Source organism: Marinicellulosiphila megalodicopiae, from assembly GCF_045862395.1.
Taxonomy (GTDB): domain Bacteria; phylum Pseudomonadota; class Gammaproteobacteria; order Pseudomonadales; family Natronospirillaceae; genus Marinicellulosiphila; species Marinicellulosiphila megalodicopiae.
In genome coordinates this window covers 4,261,467-4,278,290 of sequence record NZ_AP023087.1, presented here as the reverse complement: position 1 = coordinate 4,278,290, position 16,824 = coordinate 4,261,467, and the positions used below count along the sequence as shown (strand labels likewise).

13 protein-coding genes and 1 pseudogene are annotated in these 16,824 nt (G+C 34.2%); 9 read left to right on the top strand and 5 right to left on the bottom strand.

Annotated features, from left to right (window positions below; all coding sequences use genetic code 11):
- Nucleotides 1–120: 120 nt before the first annotated feature.
- Nucleotides 121–609: a hypothetical protein gene (locus TYM08_RS18380; RefSeq protein WP_422380608.1), complete on the top strand. Its 489-nt coding sequence runs from the start codon at nucleotides 121–123 to the stop codon at nucleotides 607–609.
- 488 nt (nucleotides 610–1,097) lie between these two features.
- Here the strand turns inward: TYM08_RS18380 and TYM08_RS18375 are convergent, their stop codons facing one another.
- Nucleotides 1,098–1,292, bottom strand: a complete 195-nt coding sequence (locus TYM08_RS18375) for a transposase (protein ID WP_422380607.1) — start codon at nucleotides 1,290–1,292, stop codon at nucleotides 1,098–1,100.
- Nucleotides 1,293–1,757: 465 nt separating this feature from the next.
- Between TYM08_RS18375 and TYM08_RS18370 the strand changes: the two genes are divergently transcribed.
- The 3 genes from TYM08_RS18370 to TYM08_RS18360 all read left to right on the top strand — a co-directional run bounded on the left by TYM08_RS18370 (nucleotide 1,758) and on the right by TYM08_RS18360 (nucleotide 5,523).
- The gene (locus TYM08_RS18370; protein ID WP_422380606.1) at nucleotides 1,758–2,342 is read left to right on the top strand and encodes a response regulator; all 585 of its coding nucleotides are present in this window, start codon (nucleotides 1,758–1,760) and stop codon (nucleotides 2,340–2,342) included.
- Nucleotides 2,343–2,491: 149 nt separating this feature from the next.
- Nucleotides 2,492–4,102 (top strand): FAD-binding oxidoreductase, encoded by a 1,611-nt coding sequence (locus TYM08_RS18365; protein WP_422380605.1) that lies wholly within the window; start codon nucleotides 2,492–2,494, stop codon nucleotides 4,100–4,102.
- A 101-nt stretch (nucleotides 4,103–4,203) separates the two neighbouring features.
- Nucleotides 4,204–5,523, top strand: a complete 1,320-nt coding sequence (locus TYM08_RS18360) for a sensor histidine kinase (protein ID WP_422380604.1) — start codon at nucleotides 4,204–4,206, stop codon at nucleotides 5,521–5,523.
- A gap of 154 nt (nucleotides 5,524–5,677) precedes the next feature.
- Here TYM08_RS18360 and TYM08_RS18355 read toward each other — a convergent pair whose 3' ends face one another.
- The 3 genes and pseudogenes from TYM08_RS18355 to TYM08_RS18345 all read right to left on the bottom strand — a co-directional run bounded on the left by TYM08_RS18355 (nucleotide 5,678) and on the right by TYM08_RS18345 (nucleotide 10,327).
- Nucleotides 5,678–8,011 carry a hypothetical protein gene (locus TYM08_RS18355; protein ID WP_422380603.1) on the bottom strand — a complete coding sequence of 778 codons (2,334 nt, stop codon included), beginning with the start codon at nucleotides 8,009–8,011 and terminating at the stop codon, nucleotides 5,678–5,680.
- A gap of 628 nt (nucleotides 8,012–8,639) precedes the next feature.
- Nucleotides 8,640–8,879 (bottom strand): annotated as a pseudogene (locus TYM08_RS18350) (LysR substrate-binding domain-containing protein); the annotation flags it as partial.
- Nucleotides 8,880–9,295: 416 nt separating this feature from the next.
- Nucleotides 9,296–10,327, bottom strand: coding sequence for a hypothetical protein (locus tag TYM08_RS18345; RefSeq protein WP_422380602.1), 1,032 nt, complete (start codon nucleotides 10,325–10,327; stop codon nucleotides 9,296–9,298).
- Between the two features lie 1,125 nt (nucleotides 10,328–11,452).
- On the opposite strand from TYM08_RS18345, the gene TYM08_RS18340 reads away from it, so the two are divergent.
- From TYM08_RS18340 to TYM08_RS18320, 5 genes are all read left to right on the top strand, one after another.
- Nucleotides 11,453–12,064, top strand: a complete 612-nt coding sequence (locus TYM08_RS18340; RefSeq protein ID WP_422380601.1) for a retropepsin-like aspartic protease family protein — start codon at nucleotides 11,453–11,455, stop codon at nucleotides 12,062–12,064.
- Nucleotides 12,065–12,139: 75 nt separating this feature from the next.
- Nucleotides 12,140–12,682, top strand: a complete 543-nt coding sequence (locus TYM08_RS18335; RefSeq protein WP_422380600.1) for a hypothetical protein — start codon at nucleotides 12,140–12,142, stop codon at nucleotides 12,680–12,682.
- Nucleotides 12,683–12,810: 128 nt separating this feature from the next.
- Entirely contained in the window at nucleotides 12,811–13,119 is a 309-nt protein-coding gene (locus TYM08_RS18330) for a hypothetical protein (protein WP_422380599.1), read from the top strand.
- A 707-nt stretch (nucleotides 13,120–13,826) separates the two neighbouring features.
- Nucleotides 13,827–14,453: a class I SAM-dependent methyltransferase gene (locus TYM08_RS18325; RefSeq protein WP_422380598.1), complete on the top strand. Its 627-nt coding sequence runs from the start codon at nucleotides 13,827–13,829 to the stop codon at nucleotides 14,451–14,453.
- A 108-nt stretch (nucleotides 14,454–14,561) separates the two neighbouring features.
- The gene (locus TYM08_RS18320) at nucleotides 14,562–15,194 is read left to right on the top strand and encodes a hypothetical protein (RefSeq protein WP_422380597.1); all 633 of its coding nucleotides are present in this window, start codon (nucleotides 14,562–14,564) and stop codon (nucleotides 15,192–15,194) included.
- A gap of 279 nt (nucleotides 15,195–15,473) precedes the next feature.
- Here TYM08_RS18320 and TYM08_RS18315 read toward each other — a convergent pair whose 3' ends face one another.
- Nucleotides 15,474–16,823 carry a DUF1552 domain-containing protein gene (locus TYM08_RS18315; RefSeq protein WP_422380596.1) on the bottom strand — a complete coding sequence of 450 codons (1,350 nt, stop codon included), beginning with the start codon at nucleotides 16,821–16,823 and terminating at the stop codon, nucleotides 15,474–15,476.
- Nucleotide 16,824 lies beyond the last annotated feature (1 nt).

The following is a 16,824-nucleotide window of genomic DNA, read 5'->3' as shown; positions in this document are numbered from 1 at the left end:
TTAATGCCATTACCTATCTAGATTTTAAAAAACGAGGCTATTTTTAGCCTATAAAATAAACAATTTTTAAACTGGTTTTAGAGAGTTAATTTTTCTACAGCCTCGTTATACGTACATATGATGAAATTTAATCTTACTAAAGCACAAGAAATTCAATTCATATTCCCTGAAGAGCCGGATTGGGATGTAGTAGATGATTCAGTCTTGATTGAATTAATTAAAGATTACGATTCTGAGCAGAGCTGTGCAACATCAGCATTAACAGAGTTATCTTGTCGAAAAAATTCAGATTTTAATAAATTATGTGTTTTTATTATCAAAGAAGAAAATACTGATATTTGGCTAAAAGAGCACGCTTACGACTTATTATTAAGTAAAGATTTTCTAGAAGGGCTAATATTTTCTGATGTTAACAATATTGCAAAACTATGTTCACTTAGAATGTTAAGTGTCCTGATTTCTGCACTTAATTATGAATTACAAGGAGATTTTAGAGAGCTTATTCTTTCTCATAAAGTCACCAACCAAGTCAAAGCTCGGTTACTTTCTGAAAAGTCAGAAACAATCGAATTTTCTGATATTTTCTACCAACATTTAGAAAACGTATAATAAATAAGAATAGGTTGCGCGTAGCCGCAACTTAATTCTATTGTTGTACAAGCCCGGTCTTCATTTATAGTGTTTTTCTTTTCTGTGACTTTTTTCTGAGTTTTGGCTTCCTTCAATTTTGCCATGTTTAAAATTTGAGAGGCATCCTTACTCTCATTCTACTGTTTCCTTTTTTTGGGTAATACTCAATTAAATCAGTGTCATAAAATATTTTTACCCCATTAGTTTTCTGGTTTAAACCTATCACGTATACCTATCCTTTTTTTATGCCCCAATCGTTCGCATTTTTCTATCTTTATTTTTGATTTAATCAATCCACAATATGTCATTATTTTTTTTACAGCTAGGACAGATGACTTCGCAATGAAACCATTTGGTGATACATGTTGTAATAATCTTTAAAAAAAATTCATGGCAGTAAGTTTTTTCACTGAATACACCTCGATATAAATATTGAGACAGGTATTTTAATGCAGGTGAATCATTGTCTATTTTTTGCAATGCGCGATCCAGGTTTTTTGTTTGGATAGTGAACCTGCTGGAATCATTAAATGTACATTCGGGTGAAAATTTAAGTTTCTTGAATGAGTATCGGTATGCAATAGGGCAGTTACACTCAGTAGACCCGATAAGTTTTGATCGTTTTTTGTAAAAGTTTGAACCCTGGCAACCGCTTTTCGCATTAATGTGGTGTAATGCAGTATTATGAGTGTCTATTGTGTCTATTGTGTCTATTGTGTCTATTGTGTCTATTGCGTTGTCTGTCCTGTTGTGTCGTGTGTTGTGTCGATTTCAGGCTTGCCTCTATATCCAGTTCCCAAAATATTAAATAAAACACTGCTTATCTGTTCGATAATCTTCAATGAATCCAAGATCGCTAAGGCCTTTTTAAAATTGAATTTTGTTTATAGGCATTTATTACCCTTTTATTTTTTGAATAGTGCTGTGTATTTGTACAGTATGTGCGAGGGTTGGATATAGGACTAATTAGGTTTTTTTCATTTGCTAAAAGTCAGTGAGTCCATATATGATGGATACTTATAAAAAATTGAACTTTAAATTATGTAGGCATCAGTAGATTTTGATGTGATTACCTGATTAAAGTGAACTTGATTTTAGCATTATTATAATTTGTGAAATAAAAAAATATGAAAATACTTGTTGTAGATGATCATGCACTTTTTCGTGAAGGTTTAAGTTATGTGCTTAATAAAATCGAAGATGACGTGGTTATTTTAGAATCTGAAAATTTTGAAGATGCATTACATAAAATTGAAAATAATAAAGATATTTCACTGATCCTTACAGATTTAAATATGCCAGGGAAAAGCGGGCATTCATTGTTGGTTTATGTGACTGAAAATTACAAACATATCCCTGTGGTGATTGTGACTGCTTCAAATACTCAAAGAGAAGTAGAGCGAGCATTACAATCCGGAGCCAAAGGATTTATACCTAAAAATACAACCAGTGTGGTGATGCTAAATGTGCTTCGTTTAGTTTTGGATGGGGGAATCTATACACCTCATAATATTGAAAAAGACAAAATTGCACTGACACCGAGACAAAACGAAGTACTTTCATTGTTAAGGCAGGGTCTATCAAATAAAGTCATCGCGTCGCGTTTGAATGTGTCAGAAGGTACGATAAAAATGCATGTCACCACCATTTTTAAAATATTAGGTGTCACAAATAGAACGCAGGCTGTCATCGAAGCAAATAGTTTTTCCTAAGTTTAAAAAATAATATGAAGTAATTTTTTTGGTGAACTTTTCTATTTAAAGTTGAATTTTTTAAAGTTGAATTTTTTTGAAAATTTAATTTATCGACTTTAACAATGAAAATTTCTATGTAATTAACAATAATAATAAGGTTTTAATATATGACTATACCGCAACTTCCAACTTTTAATTGTTCTGTGTATACAAAAGACAGTTCAGAATATCAGCAATATGCCTATCAATATGCGTCGACTTCTCATCCAATAAAAGACATGTCGCCAGGTGCGATTATTACTCCAAGTGGTACCGATTTAGAAATTGATGCTGATATCAAACAGGCAATTAAATATGCTCGTGATAATAATTTAGCCATTGCTGTACGTACAGGAGGCAATCAATATTCAGGTCTTTCGTCTACGGCAAGTAATAATATTCAAATTGATATAAGTCAAACATTTAGAGATTGGGAATATACTGAAAAAACAGGCATTCTCAAAGTGGGTGTGAGTTACACCTTACTTGAATTTAATAAAAAATTAGAAGAGATGGGGTTGTTTATGCCAACGGGTCAGTGTTATGACGTGTTTGTGGGTGGCCATGTTCAAACTGGTGGTTACGGGCAGCTATGTCGAGCATTTGGATTGTTTTCTGATCAATTAATTTCATTTGATATGTACACAGCAGATGGCAAATTTATTAGTGTTGATGCGAAAAGTCATCCAGATTTATTTTTTGCCGTTCTGGGTGGTGGACCTGGAAATTATGGTGTTGTGACTCATATTTATATCAAACCATTAAAAGATTCGGATCATAGTCAGTCCCGATCTTTTATGCAGTTTGTTCCGTATGATCTTATAAAGAATACAACCGTGTTGCAGGAGCTTTTTCAGCTCACTATTGATTGGAAAAATGCACCAGGTGATTATGATTTTAGTTTGACAGTCACATCAGCTGAAGAGAATTGGCTGTTAAATCAAACTGGATTTGCTTCAAAAGATGATTATATGTGCACGTATTTTGGAAAAAATTTCTCCTCACCGTTTGAGGTGTTATTGGTTTATTTTCAATTTTCTGACAACGGAACGGCTTATGATAAAAAATGGTGTGATCAGATTAAAAAAATTCTGGATAAAGCATTTGAACATCCTAAATCAATATTAAAAGCGATCGAGTTAGATGCGGTTAAATTATTATCCATTAGATGTAATGACAATGTCGTTACACCGATATCAAAAGCAGTCAATACATTGTGGACATACAAAGGAACTCGTGAATTTAATTACCCTTATATGAAAAATGGACAAGTCACCAATGAAGTGGCTCAAAAAGATTGGCCAACATGGGCAGTGGGACGCATTGATCAAATGCTGGGTAGAGGCAAGGAAGGGTTGATGTTGTTTTGTCAGTGTCAGTGTTTTGGTGGTGAAGATTCTGCATATTTTAAAAATAAAAAGAACGGAACTGCCTATGCGTGGCGCGATGTAAATGTTGGATACAATTTGGATGTTTTTTATGATCCTACTATTAATGGTTCATTAGAGAAAGCAACTGCATGGCAATCTATTAATCATTCAGAAGGCGTGGGAGAAAAAGGTAAATTTTCAATTGAAAGCCATCGTTGGTTTTGGGCGACACACGGTAATCTGAATATGAGTGAGAGTTGGAGTAATTATTATTCTGAAGCGGATTATAAACGTTGTTTGGATATTAAACAGACTACGGATGCATCAGGAATATTTAGCCCTAATAAATTTGTTCCGACTAAGTTGTAATCTTATTCGTTGTAATGTGTGGAACAGCGTTTCAACTAAAAAATATTTTTGAAATATAATTAATTTTTTAGTTGAATATGTTTCATTAGGAGTGATTTTTTATGAATGAAGTTTTATTAGAAAAAAATAGTGATCATCAGATTTTATTAGAACAGTTTAGTCGACTGAATGCTGGTTTCATAATTTCTGCTTCTGCAAATATAATAGTGTGTTCTACGTTGGTGTTTGCTTTTTTAGGAATGGTTGATACAGTTTTACTCTTCACTTGGTGGGGGTTGTTGTTTATGGTTATAACTGCCCGAACTTTTATATATTATATTTTTAAAGATGATTTTAAAAAAAACATACAATTTAAACTAAATTTGTTCTCTTTGGGGTGTGGGGCGGCTGGTGTTGTGTGGGGTGTGGGCGTTGCTGTCATATTTCCAGGGCTGACATTCAATCATCAGGTGTTTATGATGCTTGCTTTAATGGGGATGGGGGCAGGTTCTATGTCTACTTTGTCGGTTTATAAACCTGCATTTTTTGCATATTTTCCGGTTTTGTTTTTACCTGCCACAGTTTTGTTATTTTTTAAAATGGATGAGCCAATTTATATTTCAATTGGACTGTGTTCGATTTTAATTGTGATTTCAATGTCTTATTTCAGCGTGCAAAATAACAGGATACTTATACAGTCATTAAAGCTACGTTTTGCAAATCAAGATTTGATTGAGGAATTAAAAGCGCAAACACTAAGGGCGGATCAAGCAAATTTAGCTAAGTCAAAATTTTTAGCTTCTGCAAGTCATGATTTAAGACAGCCACTTTATGCATTGACACTTTTTTCATCTGAATTAAGTGAGTCAGATCATGATGAGCGTTCGAAAAAACTGATTGGTCAAATTCAAAGAGTGGCGAATTCGTTACAACATCAATTTGATGCATTACTGGATATTTCACAGCTCGAATCTGGTGGAGTAAAAGCGGATATTAGAGAGGTGGATTTGGCCTATTTTTTTGATAATTTAGAGAGTGTGTTTAGTCCACAGGCAAAAAATAAAGGCTTAATCATTACTTGGCCAGAATGCAAAATATCATTAATAACAGATGAAATATTGTTAAACCAAATTTTAAGTAATTTAATCTCTAATGCCATTAGGTATACACAGTTTGGAGAAATTTGTATTGATTGCCAAATAAAAGACAGTCATATGTTAATCAGTGTTGAAGATACGGGAATTGGAATAGCACAGGATGAACAATCTCGGATTTTTAGTGAGTGTTATCAAGAAAATTATGTAAGAGGTGATAAAAATGAAGGCTTGGGTTTAGGATTATTTATTGCTCAGCGTACAGCTAAATTACTTGGTTATACATTAAGTGTGGATTCTCATCCAAATAAAGGTTCGATTTTCTCAGTTATTATTCCAAAAAAATAAAGAGTTTTAGAATAAATATTTGGATATTTTCACTAATTTAAATCGGGAGTAATTCATCTAACAGAAATATAATTTCCTTTCTAAATGCTTATAAAGAATTCAGCTAATTCATATGAAATGAACTAGCTGAATTGATTGTTGTTTTTAATAAAGTTTATTGTGCTACTTGAATTCCCACTTCGGAGATTATTAATCCATTTTCTTTTGTAACATTATGCGCGGATATATCCAAAACTATCCCATCAATATCTGCTAAATTAGCTTCAGATACGCCTGAAAACTCGGCTAAACTGATCGTATTCATGCCAATTGGCATGTTAAAGCTACTCCAAGTGAGTCTATTGCCATTTGAAGAAATTAATGTGATTTGGAATACTGCGTTTGAATTTAATGGGAAATTTACGACATCAACATAAATAATGTCTGTTAATTTTAAGGATAAATTCAACTCACTTTTGACTCCAATGCCACCTAAATCTCCAATAGATTCCCCATAAAAAACACGGTGTTCATTTGCAGTATTTCCGCCGTAACTAGAAATAGTTCCTAATTCAGCATCAATTGTCATTTGAACACAGCATCCTTGAGTATTGCTCCAAGCATCACGTACTTGTACTTGGCGCGATGAATTAATAGGGCCTAATCCTTCATAGTATCCAAATGCTGAGCTACCGCCTAAACCGAAAGTTGTTAAGTCAATGCTGCCAGCATTAAACGAATCGATTACAATTGTTGTGTTCACTGGCGCCAATGAAATCACTAAGAAGTTATCTGCCCAAGTGTTAGGATCTAACGGTTCATTCCAGCTGATATTTGTTTTATTAGCAATTTGGTTCGCTGGGCTCCATTCAAATTCGAAAGGTGAATTTTCAGGTAAACATAAGAAGTTATTCAATGTGAAATCAGGGTCTACGGTTTCAAAAATATTTGTACATGTCATGTTAGCAATTGGACCTTCAGTGCTCCATTGCATACCGATATTTTCAGAAGCACACATGTAATTATCTGCCCAACCTGAAGGGTCAAGTGGTTCATTAACTGATACACAGCTCATGCCTGCCACTTGTCCATTTGCGCTGAAACGAAATTCAACACCATCAACAATTGATTTCACGTTATCTAAAATAATGTCTACGTTTTTTACACTTAAAGGCTCAACGGTAATATTCAATTCACCGTAAAGTGTGTCACTTTCAGCTGAAATAACGTGTTGTCCAGATTGCATGAATGTATTTAAATATCCAGCAGTTAAAGAAGTGTTACTACCGGTGATACCTGCTAATTCACTATCAATAAATACTGAAGCGTTTGTGACAGGTTGTCCGTCGGTATCAAATACGTTAAAAGCGTAGTTTGCTAATAATGAGCCACCTAATTCAGCGCGACGACGCAAAGTAATGTCGCAATTAAATGCTTTATTATTTTGATCAAGTGCCACATTTACACCCGTGCAGTTACCAATCACTTCATTTGTGATGTTATCGATAAACGTAAGAGCCATGTCCATCGTGTCATAATGAAAGTCAGGTAATGTCACTGATATAGAGCCATCTCCATTTCCATCAATCGTTAAAGTGGACAGTAATTGATCTGCGTTATTTTTATCACCACTTACTTGAAAGCGTACATCTAAATTATTTGCACCACCTGCTTCGTTTACTACTTCAGCTGGAACGGTGAAATTGAACGTAGCATCATTACCATTTTCAGTAATATCAAAAGCAACCTCACCAAATAATGGAATTAAATCCATGCTGATGTTTTGGCCGTAAACAATCGTTTGTGATTCTTGTTCATCTTTAGAATGTGCAATGACTTCACCATCTTTTAATAATTCAAGTGTGATGTTTTGAGCACCTGCTTCCATAATGTGCCAAACGCTTGAGTTATTTGAAAATACTCCAGATTGAGCATCTAAAATATAGCTGCTTGCAACGCCGTTATTTACACTGACATTCAAGTGCGTTGCGCCCACTGCTAATAATTCACCTTGTGGATAGTTAAATTCAAATTCGGCAACACGACCAGTGATGTTTGTGTTTTTAGTGGTTACACCTAATACAGGTTTGATTGTCATCGGTACGATGTCAGTATCGCCATCTTCAATTAGATCGACAACCGATCCTAAATAAGTGTGTTCGCCTTTTTGTAGAGTTAAATTGAAAGTATATTGGCCAGGCGTTAATGATAATGTTTTATTTGAGGTTGCTATAAACGGGCCGTTGATGGTTTCATCTTCTAAATAAACAGACCAGCTTTGCGTGTCTACAAGATCGCCATTAATATCTTTAATTTCCATTGATCCAGAAAATAGATCAGATAGATCTGCTGCACGTTCAAAACCGTTTCTTGCAACTAGGGCATTAAACTTAGGTGCAAAAGAAACTTCAGTGGTTTGAGCGCTGCTGTCATCTGAATTACATCCGACTAAAACAGCAAGTGATAATGTAGATAGTGTAAAAAGCTTATAAGTATTATTTCTAATCATTTTATTTTACTTTGTTGTGAATGGTTTTATTATTATGAGGACAACAACAAAAAGTGGATATAGAACAAAGGTCAGTAACAGACCTAGACTTTAGTCTAGGTTGAGAGTGAAAATTTAATAAAACCATGGAAAGGAAAACCATACAGAAAACTATGGACCTTTACATTGAAAGTCATGGAAATCCATTGAAAGGCAAATAAAAAAATGGTTGAACTTATTTTGGAATAAGAAAGTGTGCCAGTGAGAACGTCAGAATTATTTTAACGAATGACGTTTATCGTCTGCCTAGGTGTGTTCATAATTCATGTTAATAATAAACATAACATGGACATTGGACGCGATGGGTGTACTGGAACGATTGAGCACTTATAGTCAAAATCAGAACGATTTGGCTTAAAGCGTTTAAAAGCGATACTGCCAATTAATTTTGAAATTTTGAATTATTTATTTAGTGTATGGTTGCTAATGATATGGGTGTCTATGTGGGATTTTCTATGCGGGATTTAAGGGTGACCTTTTACATAGTGCCCCTCTAAATAGTGCCCCTCTAAATAGTAACCCTCAACATGAAATATTTTACAAAGTTTGTTGTGGCCTTAAAAATTCAAATGATTTTTTGTTTGCTATCTTACCCTATTTTGTTAACCAAAAAATCAATAAAACTTCTGACCTTTGATGACAAATATTTCCGGCTTGGGTAAATCAAAAATATATCAACTGACACAGGCAGATAATCATCAAACAAAAGCAGTAAATCTCCTTTTTTCACCTCATCTGTTAAAACCAATTTGGGCACTCTTGCTACACCTTGCCCAGCAATACACATTGCCAATTCCATTTCAGCGCTGTTTGTTATTAAATGACTGTCTACTTTTACTGTTGTTTGCCACCCGTTTTATCTTGATATTGCCATATATTTTGATTAACAGAAGACCTAAAATTTATCGTGCGATGATTAACTAAATCATCAGGAGTCAAAGGCACGCCCCATCGCTCTAAATAACTAGGCGCAGCAATGGTAACAACATCAACAGTTGTTAATTACGACTGATTAAACTTGAATCTGGCAACTGCCTAGACGCTCTTATTGCTAAATCATAACCATCAGCAACCATATCAACTAATTGGTCATTCAGTTCTAACTTTCTCCCTAGCTACTTTTCGTTACTTCAAATTACTTGATTAGTTATGCAGTATGAAATCAAGTAGTTTGAGCCTCAGCTTTTGTTAAGGTGAGGAGTATGGTGAAAAGTAAGGTGAAGAATATTTTTGTGTGTCATCTATCTACATGGGAACGTCAAAAAAATTATTTTCTATTTCATTCAGATTTTTCGTGTTACGCATTATTGTTTGCTTTGTATATTCAATATCTTTCAATAGCCTATCAAGAAATTGATTGGTATTTTCCTTGGTACTTGAATCTATTTTTTGTGATTTTTGGCATTGTGTGAAAATACGTTTAGTCCACTCAAGATCTTGCTGCGTGTCCTGGGTATTTCTTATGCTCATCGCATGAGTGTCATTAGATTCTAGAATCTTCTGTTCGAGGCTTTGCAACTTAGGGACTAGATTTTTATTACCTGTGGGATCTTCAGCATAAACCTGCCTTATACGCTCGAACTGTATTTCTTCATCAATTACTTTACGCTCATTATCCGTTATAGATTTTAGGCTACTTTCAAAATCACTGGACAATTTATCAATCAGTTCTAAATTTATGTTTTCGCATTTATTTAGTGTTGATACAAATTGATGTCGGCTCTCCAGAAAATCTAGTTCACTTATTAATAAATTGGTCTCGCGCAATAAGGATTTATGTATACCCCTGAGTGTATCTAAGTATTCTTCTGGCAAAATTATTTTGGAAACTTCAAAAGATTCAAATTTAAAGCCTAATGATGATTCGCGTTCATTTAGCTTGACCAGTACATCTAGAGCAAACACTTCTTTGGGCATATTAACAAGATCATCCTTTGTTAACTGCTTAACAAAATTTCTAAGAACATCCCAAATTAAGGCTTCTAATATATCGTGGTACCAAGAAGTACCTTCTACACCTTCTACACCTTCTACACCTTCTACACCTTCACCACTTCCATGTTCAATAAAATAAAACTTAGTGTTCGTATGCAGCGTTATCGTTAGTTTCTCTTTAGTCTGCAAAAGAAATTCACCTTTAATTTGAAATTGCTCTGCAGGCAAAATCAAATCCGGAGCAGATTCAGCATTCGCTCGATTTTCGTAACCATAAACAAACAAAGCAGCAATCAAAAAGCAAACCCTTAAAAGCCTTTGCGGTCCAAATATAACTCTCATCATAATTCCTCAAAAATTAAAAAAATTTAATACCATCGCTGAATAGATTTATAAGCCAATTGAGCGACTCGATGTATACAATACCAAACGAAAATATAGGTTAATCTATATAGAAGAAACGATGGGGTCAAGTCGTAAGACATTATCGAAAATTTAACTAGCGGGATAAGCTTTTGTAGGTTTCGGATTTATCGTCACAGGGATGTGACTAATTAGAATTGTGCGCGCCTAAATGGACTTAGGCGGTAGAGCGCGCAGGGATGCCAAAGCCGAAGAGCATGCAATCGTTCCGAAAAACTAGCAAAGGGTCAAAACAGACACCCAATTTTTCTTTTGTAGGTTTGTGATTCATTACGAAAAAACTAGCAAAGGGTCAAAACAGATACCCAATTTTTCTTTTGTAGGTTCGTGATTCATTACGAAAAAACTATCCAAAACAAAACGAAAAAACATCACCCAACGGCTTCTATTAACAAAAAAATCATACAAACTCAGCACAAAATTCTAAAAATGCCTGTCTAGTTTCCAAACCTGTAGGTTCGTGATTCATTACGAAAAAACTATCCAAATCTATAAAAAAAGGAGTTACATATTTTCCCTGTTATTGCTGACTGGATATCCAGATCCGGCCAAAAAAATAGTAAATTCAGCTCAAAGACAGAAAAATAGTAAAAAAAAATAGGCGGACAAGAAATATGGAAAATATCCATATTTCTCAAAATTCAAAATTTGAATGTACAGGGAGTTGTTACTAAATACGTTGTAATGTCACTTTAATTACTCTATTTTTATTTAAATTTTTGAAAACTCCCATAACCCATGGGATGTTAATTATCAGATAGACAGAATTTTTCCCTATTTCTTTTTGCTATCTATATTTCTGTGTTTCTGCAATTTGCTATGTTTTTATATCAAGACTCTAAAATAGCAAAGACATATTCCGTATTTACTTCAAAAAAATAGTTGTTTTAGTAATTTTAATTGTGCTTGAGCTCATGTATATTGTGTTATTCAAATAAATCGACGGTAACTATTGAAAATGCGAAATGTAGAAAAAATCCGTCTAATAACATGTTATGAGCATTCCACCAGTATCACTGTAATTTAGGTTAGAAGAAGTATTAAATGGATCATGATTCAAAGAAGATAGTAGACATATCGACAGCACGTATAAAAATCGTTGAAGTCGAAAAACGGAAGAAAATTGAGAAATTCAAAAAATATTTATTTATTGTGGTGGTTGTGCTGTTGGTTTTTTTTGGTATTTATTCATATGATCCAAATATCACTGAGCCTCTATTGAATGCACAGCACCCCATCACTAAAACACTAGAAAATGGGGATGTGCAAGTTTCGTTGTCTCAAGGTGCAGGCGGTCACTATATCTTTATTGGTCAAATTAACGGCAAAGAGGTTAAGTTTCTATTAGATACTGGTGCAACTAACATTGCAGTTCCAACGGGTGTAGCAAACTATTTAGGTATGCCGTTTGGGAAGACTTATTATTCAACCACTGCTAATGGGAAGGCGCTTTCCTATGCATCAAAAGCAAAAGAAGTTAGAGTTGGTGAAATATATCTTTTCGACGTAAAAGCTTCTGTAGCTACCGGCATGGAGGGAGATGAAATACTTCTAGGTATGTCGTTCCTTAAAAACCTCAAAGTTGTTCAAGAAAACGGTAAAATGTATTTAATCCAGAAAAAGCTCATAACAAAAAGTTCAACGCGGACAAAGTAACCTCCGTTTCGTTTATGCGTATGCACTTCGTGCATTATTACGCAACACTACACTCCGGCCATTTTGCCGGTTAACTTGGCGTTATACGCTGGAGTCACTATCAAATTAATAATATGCATTTTAACTTTTACCTTATTTCAAGGATGCACAACTTCAAAGTATCGTGAATTTGATGGCTCTAATGCACAGATTCATGGCGGAGAATATAAAGTTAGACTGGTACCTGATTGGACATATTCAGGATTGTTTTCATTAACTGGAACATACGGTAGTCCATATAAGATTTTTATTTCATTCCACTCTGAAAATAAAGAAAATCTACCTAAAATTATTAGAAATATTTCGATTAAAATGGATGATAATACAATTTATAATAATCAAGGAGGTATAGTGGGTGTTGAGTGGTCAAATTATCGTAAATATTGGTTTGCATACTGGGAACCTGCTTCATCTGACGATAAATTGGAATTAGAACACTCAAAATTAATAGTGTTTTTTGAATTGGTTTTCGAAAATAATGGCACTGAAATTATTATTCCAATAGAAAAAATACTTACTCCAATTTATAAAGAAGATGAAAAAAGTAATTTATTTATTGATATACTAATGAGCGTATAACAAAGCTAATTAAAACCGACGCAAAACACTCCGGCTTCTTTGTGTTTCGCTTCGCGAAGTATACACAAAGAAGCCTCCGCGTTGTTGCGCGGTTTATTAGAGCGTTATACGCTAGAAGGAACATCAAATTGAAGATTGCCATCATTATTCTAGTTTCATTTATATTGGGGTTAATTACATCAGCATTTATCATGTTAAAATTCTTTGATTATGATTTACTTTCATCATATCCCGATGAAAAATTTGAACTCATAACTAATATAGAAATTAAAAATCAAGATAATACTTTGATACTTCCAGCTGGATTAGAGGTAAAATTAAAAAGTAAATATAGAGAAGAGGCAACTGTTTCAACAGAATTTATTGTAAATATTCTTGAATTAGAAAATATAGCAAAAAAGAAATCCTCTATTGATTATTGGTATTTAAACAATTAAACCACGTATAACAAAGGCAATTAAAACGGACATCTAAACGTTGGCTGCTGTTCGTTCCTCACAACAAATATAGCCAACGTTTATCTTGCCGCTTATTGCGGCGTTATGTGGACTCAATGAAATATATACATAAATTATTATTTATTATCATTGCATGGTATTTATTATTATCTTGCTTCTATTTAGGTAATTTCTTTGGGCATGAATTGCCAAAAGTAAATAGTGTATATAACTACTTAATTGTTATTCCATATTTTGGATTTGGGGTATTAATTTGGTCCTTGTTTATGGGTATCGGAATTGTTGTTATAATTTCAGGAGTAATCTCTAGTATTTTATTCTTTAAAAAAGGTAAATGGTTATTTTTTTTGTGTCATCTGATTATCGGCCTATTAGGTGGACTTGTATTTAGACACGTCGTCACATAACAAAGCAAATTAAAACCGATGAAAACCCTCCGCCTTCTTTGTATTTAATATCAGACTTAAAAATATTGTCAGTTTCTGTTTGTCCTGAACTCACTGAATCCCTGTATGTCAAAAAATTTGTATTTGTCTCAAAAAAGTTATTAAAGTTATTAAAGTTGTTAAAATAATTTAAATTATGAATATGCTCATGTATATTGTGGGCTATAAAAAAATCGGTGGGAATTATTTAACATGTCAATTTCTGAAAATTTCCGTTTAAAAATACGTTAGGTTTTAATTATGTTTAGCGAGGAAATTAACAAGTACTTCAATGCAACTGAGTTTCGTGAAATACGCGAAGATTTAGTACTGGCTGTGAGTATGGTCAATGAACCAAAGGTTGCGATTGATTGTGGTTGTGGCGCTGGAGCTGATATCGACTACTTGGCAAGAAATGGATTCACAGTTTATGGATTTGATGTTGAGCAAGAGTCTGTCTCACGTTGCCAGTCTCGCTTTGAAGGTGTTAAGAACGTGATTTTATCTCGGTCATCTTTTAGTACTTTTAGTTACCCTAAAGCATCGCTCGTTGTAGCTGATGCAAGTTTATTTTATTGCCCCCGTTCTGAATTTAAAAGTGTGTGGGAAAATATATATCAATGTCTAGATTCAAATGGCGTATTTTGTGGGTCTTTTCTAGGCAAAGAAGATACTATGGCTGAAGCTGGTGATAATCCAAGTGTTTTCTGGCCAGAGGTAACATCTTTTGATGAGGCTGAGGTTAAGCAGCTTTTCAAAAACTTTGATTTGCTTTGCTTTAAGGTTCATAAATCTACAGGTAAAACATCACAGGGTGTCGCTCACAATTGGCATATATTTCAAGTTGTGGCACAGAAATCAAATAAGTCAAATCACTCGGACTTGTAAATGCTATCACCTTAAAATCAGCAATCCTTATTTTAGAATCCTTTTTAATTTTTCTGGGTATCTAGATTTTTTTTGTTGATTTATTTGAGTACTTTATTAGGCGCCAATATGGAAAACTATGAATCTAAATTGCTATCGATCAATACTGATGAGGTGCCATTAATTAAGGATTGCATTGCGTATGCTGAATTTTCTTTTCTGGAATCAATCAAGACAACGGATGCTTACGAATGCGCATTACGTAAACTTGCTGAAAAGCTTCCATACAAAACGTTTTCTTGGCCAAGTTTTGGGCAATACCGCGAAGACTGGTACAGGGTTGAGGTAGGTGAATTTAGACACGAGTTGCAATACTGTGAACGAGGAAGTTGTCAGGTTAGAGAAAGCTTTGAAAACCTTATTGATTTGAGTTATCAAATTTTAAAAATCGTATCTTGTAGCTTGACGCCTTCTTCTATAAAAATCGCAGAAGCGCTTGATCGGATAAAAGATCAGCGATTACTCATTTGGTTGCGAATGAGCTCAGAGATATGCCATATGTTTCAAATTAATCATAACTTTGGAATGCGTATGCTAAAAGCAAATGTCACATGGATGTGTGAAGAGTTAGTTAGAATGAGAGTTTTTAACAAACCCGCTGATGCTTTTAAAAGTGAAAAACATATTGTGCAAGGTTTAACACTGAGTGGTTTGTCTAAAAGTGCGGCATCACAACTCTATAATGAACTGAAAAATACTTAAAAATAACAATTTCAATTTAATGCCAAAGCAGACACTCATTTAATAATGACAAAACAGACACTCATTTAATAATATTTTATTTGCCACACATGTGGCTTGTTGTTTCGTCAAAAAAAATACTTTTAATATAACTAGCACAATAAAAAAATTCGGTTAATCGTACATATTTGTTCTATGTATTTTGATGTTAGACTTAATCTATTTTAATTATTTTAACCAATAAAAAAAGCCACGAATGTTAAACATATCGTGGCTTTTTTATTTTGCATCTGTTCAATTTTAAATCAGCACGTTACCTTTATTTTGCGAAGGTAAACCAAATTGAGTTAATTCTAAGCCTGCAATGTTGCCAATCTCTCTAAAAAGATCGGCATTTGTGCGTGTACTGGCAGTGTCACTCCATCTTATTTGATTGACTAAATCTCCATTAATATCTTCACGTTTTAAATTTCTTACAACGTTTCGATCGGTTTCTATTGTTTGTTTTAAATAACGACCCGTTTGAATATGTGCGCCACCGCCAATGACAATATTGCCTTTATCTAAAATGCCATGAGTGCCGTCACCCACTTCGCCAGTTAATACGATGATGGTATTATCTATCAAAGGTCTACCGTCGAAATCGGTTACTTTTTCTAATTGAGTAACAAACTTTGAGATTGCCTGTGCATAGGTTCTACGTGTGTCCCAATAAGTATTTGTATTACCGTGTGCATGTTCATGATGAAAGTCAGCAATATCAATAATATCGCCAATACCTAATACTGCACTGCGGGTAAGATCATTTGCAAATCCCACTTTTATCATCTCTAAGTAATGATCTAAGTCTGTTAATTTAGATTGGCCTGCCTCTGGAATATTGACCACACGCTCGCTACCAGAATAGGTATTTAAAGTGAGTGTTTTATTTTCAACGTGTTCAACTGCCAAAATATATTGGTTTAATTTTTGTTGTTCTTTAGAATTTAATACAGCAGATTTTTCATTGGCAGGTGTTTTTATAAAGTTAAACACATTTTGCATAATTTGCGCTTCTCTTTGATCTGCTGCGCTTAAATTAAGAGAACCCCCATTTTGCAAATCTTTAAAAATGCTGTCGTAGGCACTTTTTGCAGTCGTATAATAGGGAAGGACATTCAAATCATGATCAAAACTTAATGGATGATATTGCACGCCCCAAGAGCGATAACCGGCACTAAATCGAAATGCCGGTTTGCCCGATGCTTCTTGTAATAAATAATCAATTGATGCATTCACAGGCATTGGCATATGGCTGTCATAATCGGATGATTCAGATTCAACTAATACCCCTGCCGTTAAAATATCCGCATAAGATAAATCGTGATTATTGCCCCATTGCCCTAATGTCAGCAAGCCATCAACCACGTTACATTGTGATTTAATTGTATTAAAAGGATCCAATCCATCAGGAAAGCTAAATTCATCTAGGGTGCCTTGCATAAATCTGTTGGAACCACCCGCTAATCCCCAGCCATGTTGCAATGCAACACACAACACACGCACAGGTGCTTGCTCGGTTGCCGCTAACGATTTATTAATTTGCACTGAACTTAATAATCCAGTGGCGCCTAATGATTTTAAAATCTGTCTTCGCGTGAACTTATTCATA

Bases quoted from the DNA above. Each gene is read 5' to 3' on its own strand.
- TYM08_RS18325 (WP_422380598.1), top strand. From the start codon at position 13,827: ATGTTTAGCGAGGAAATTAACAAGTACTTCAATGCAACTGAGTTTCGT.
- TYM08_RS18370 (WP_422380606.1), top strand. From the start codon at position 1,758: ATGAAAATACTTGTTGTAGATGATCATGCACTTTTTCGTGAAGGTTTA.
- TYM08_RS18340 (WP_422380601.1), top strand. From the start codon at position 11,453: ATGGATCATGATTCAAAGAAGATAGTAGACATATCGACAGCACGTATA.
- TYM08_RS18380 (WP_422380608.1), top strand. From the start codon at position 121: ATGAAATTTAATCTTACTAAAGCACAAGAAATTCAATTCATATTCCCT.
- TYM08_RS18355 (WP_422380603.1), bottom strand. From the start codon at position 8,011: ATGATTAGAAATAATACTTATAAGCTTTTTACACTATCTACATTATCA.
- TYM08_RS18365 (WP_422380605.1), top strand. From the start codon at position 2,492: ATGACTATACCGCAACTTCCAACTTTTAATTGTTCTGTGTATACAAAA.
- TYM08_RS18375 (WP_422380607.1), bottom strand. From the start codon at position 1,292: ATGCGAAAAGCGGTTGCCAGGGTTCAAACTTTTACAAAAAACGATCAA.
- TYM08_RS18345 (WP_422380602.1), bottom strand. From the start codon at position 10,327: ATGAGAGTTATATTTGGACCGCAAAGGCTTTTAAGGGTTTGCTTTTTG.
- TYM08_RS18320 (WP_422380597.1), top strand. From the start codon at position 14,562: ATGGAAAACTATGAATCTAAATTGCTATCGATCAATACTGATGAGGTG.
- TYM08_RS18315 (WP_422380596.1), bottom strand. From the start codon at position 16,823: ATGAATAAGTTCACGCGAAGACAGATTTTAAAATCATTAGGCGCCACT.
- TYM08_RS18360 (WP_422380604.1), top strand. From the start codon at position 4,204: ATGAATGAAGTTTTATTAGAAAAAAATAGTGATCATCAGATTTTATTA.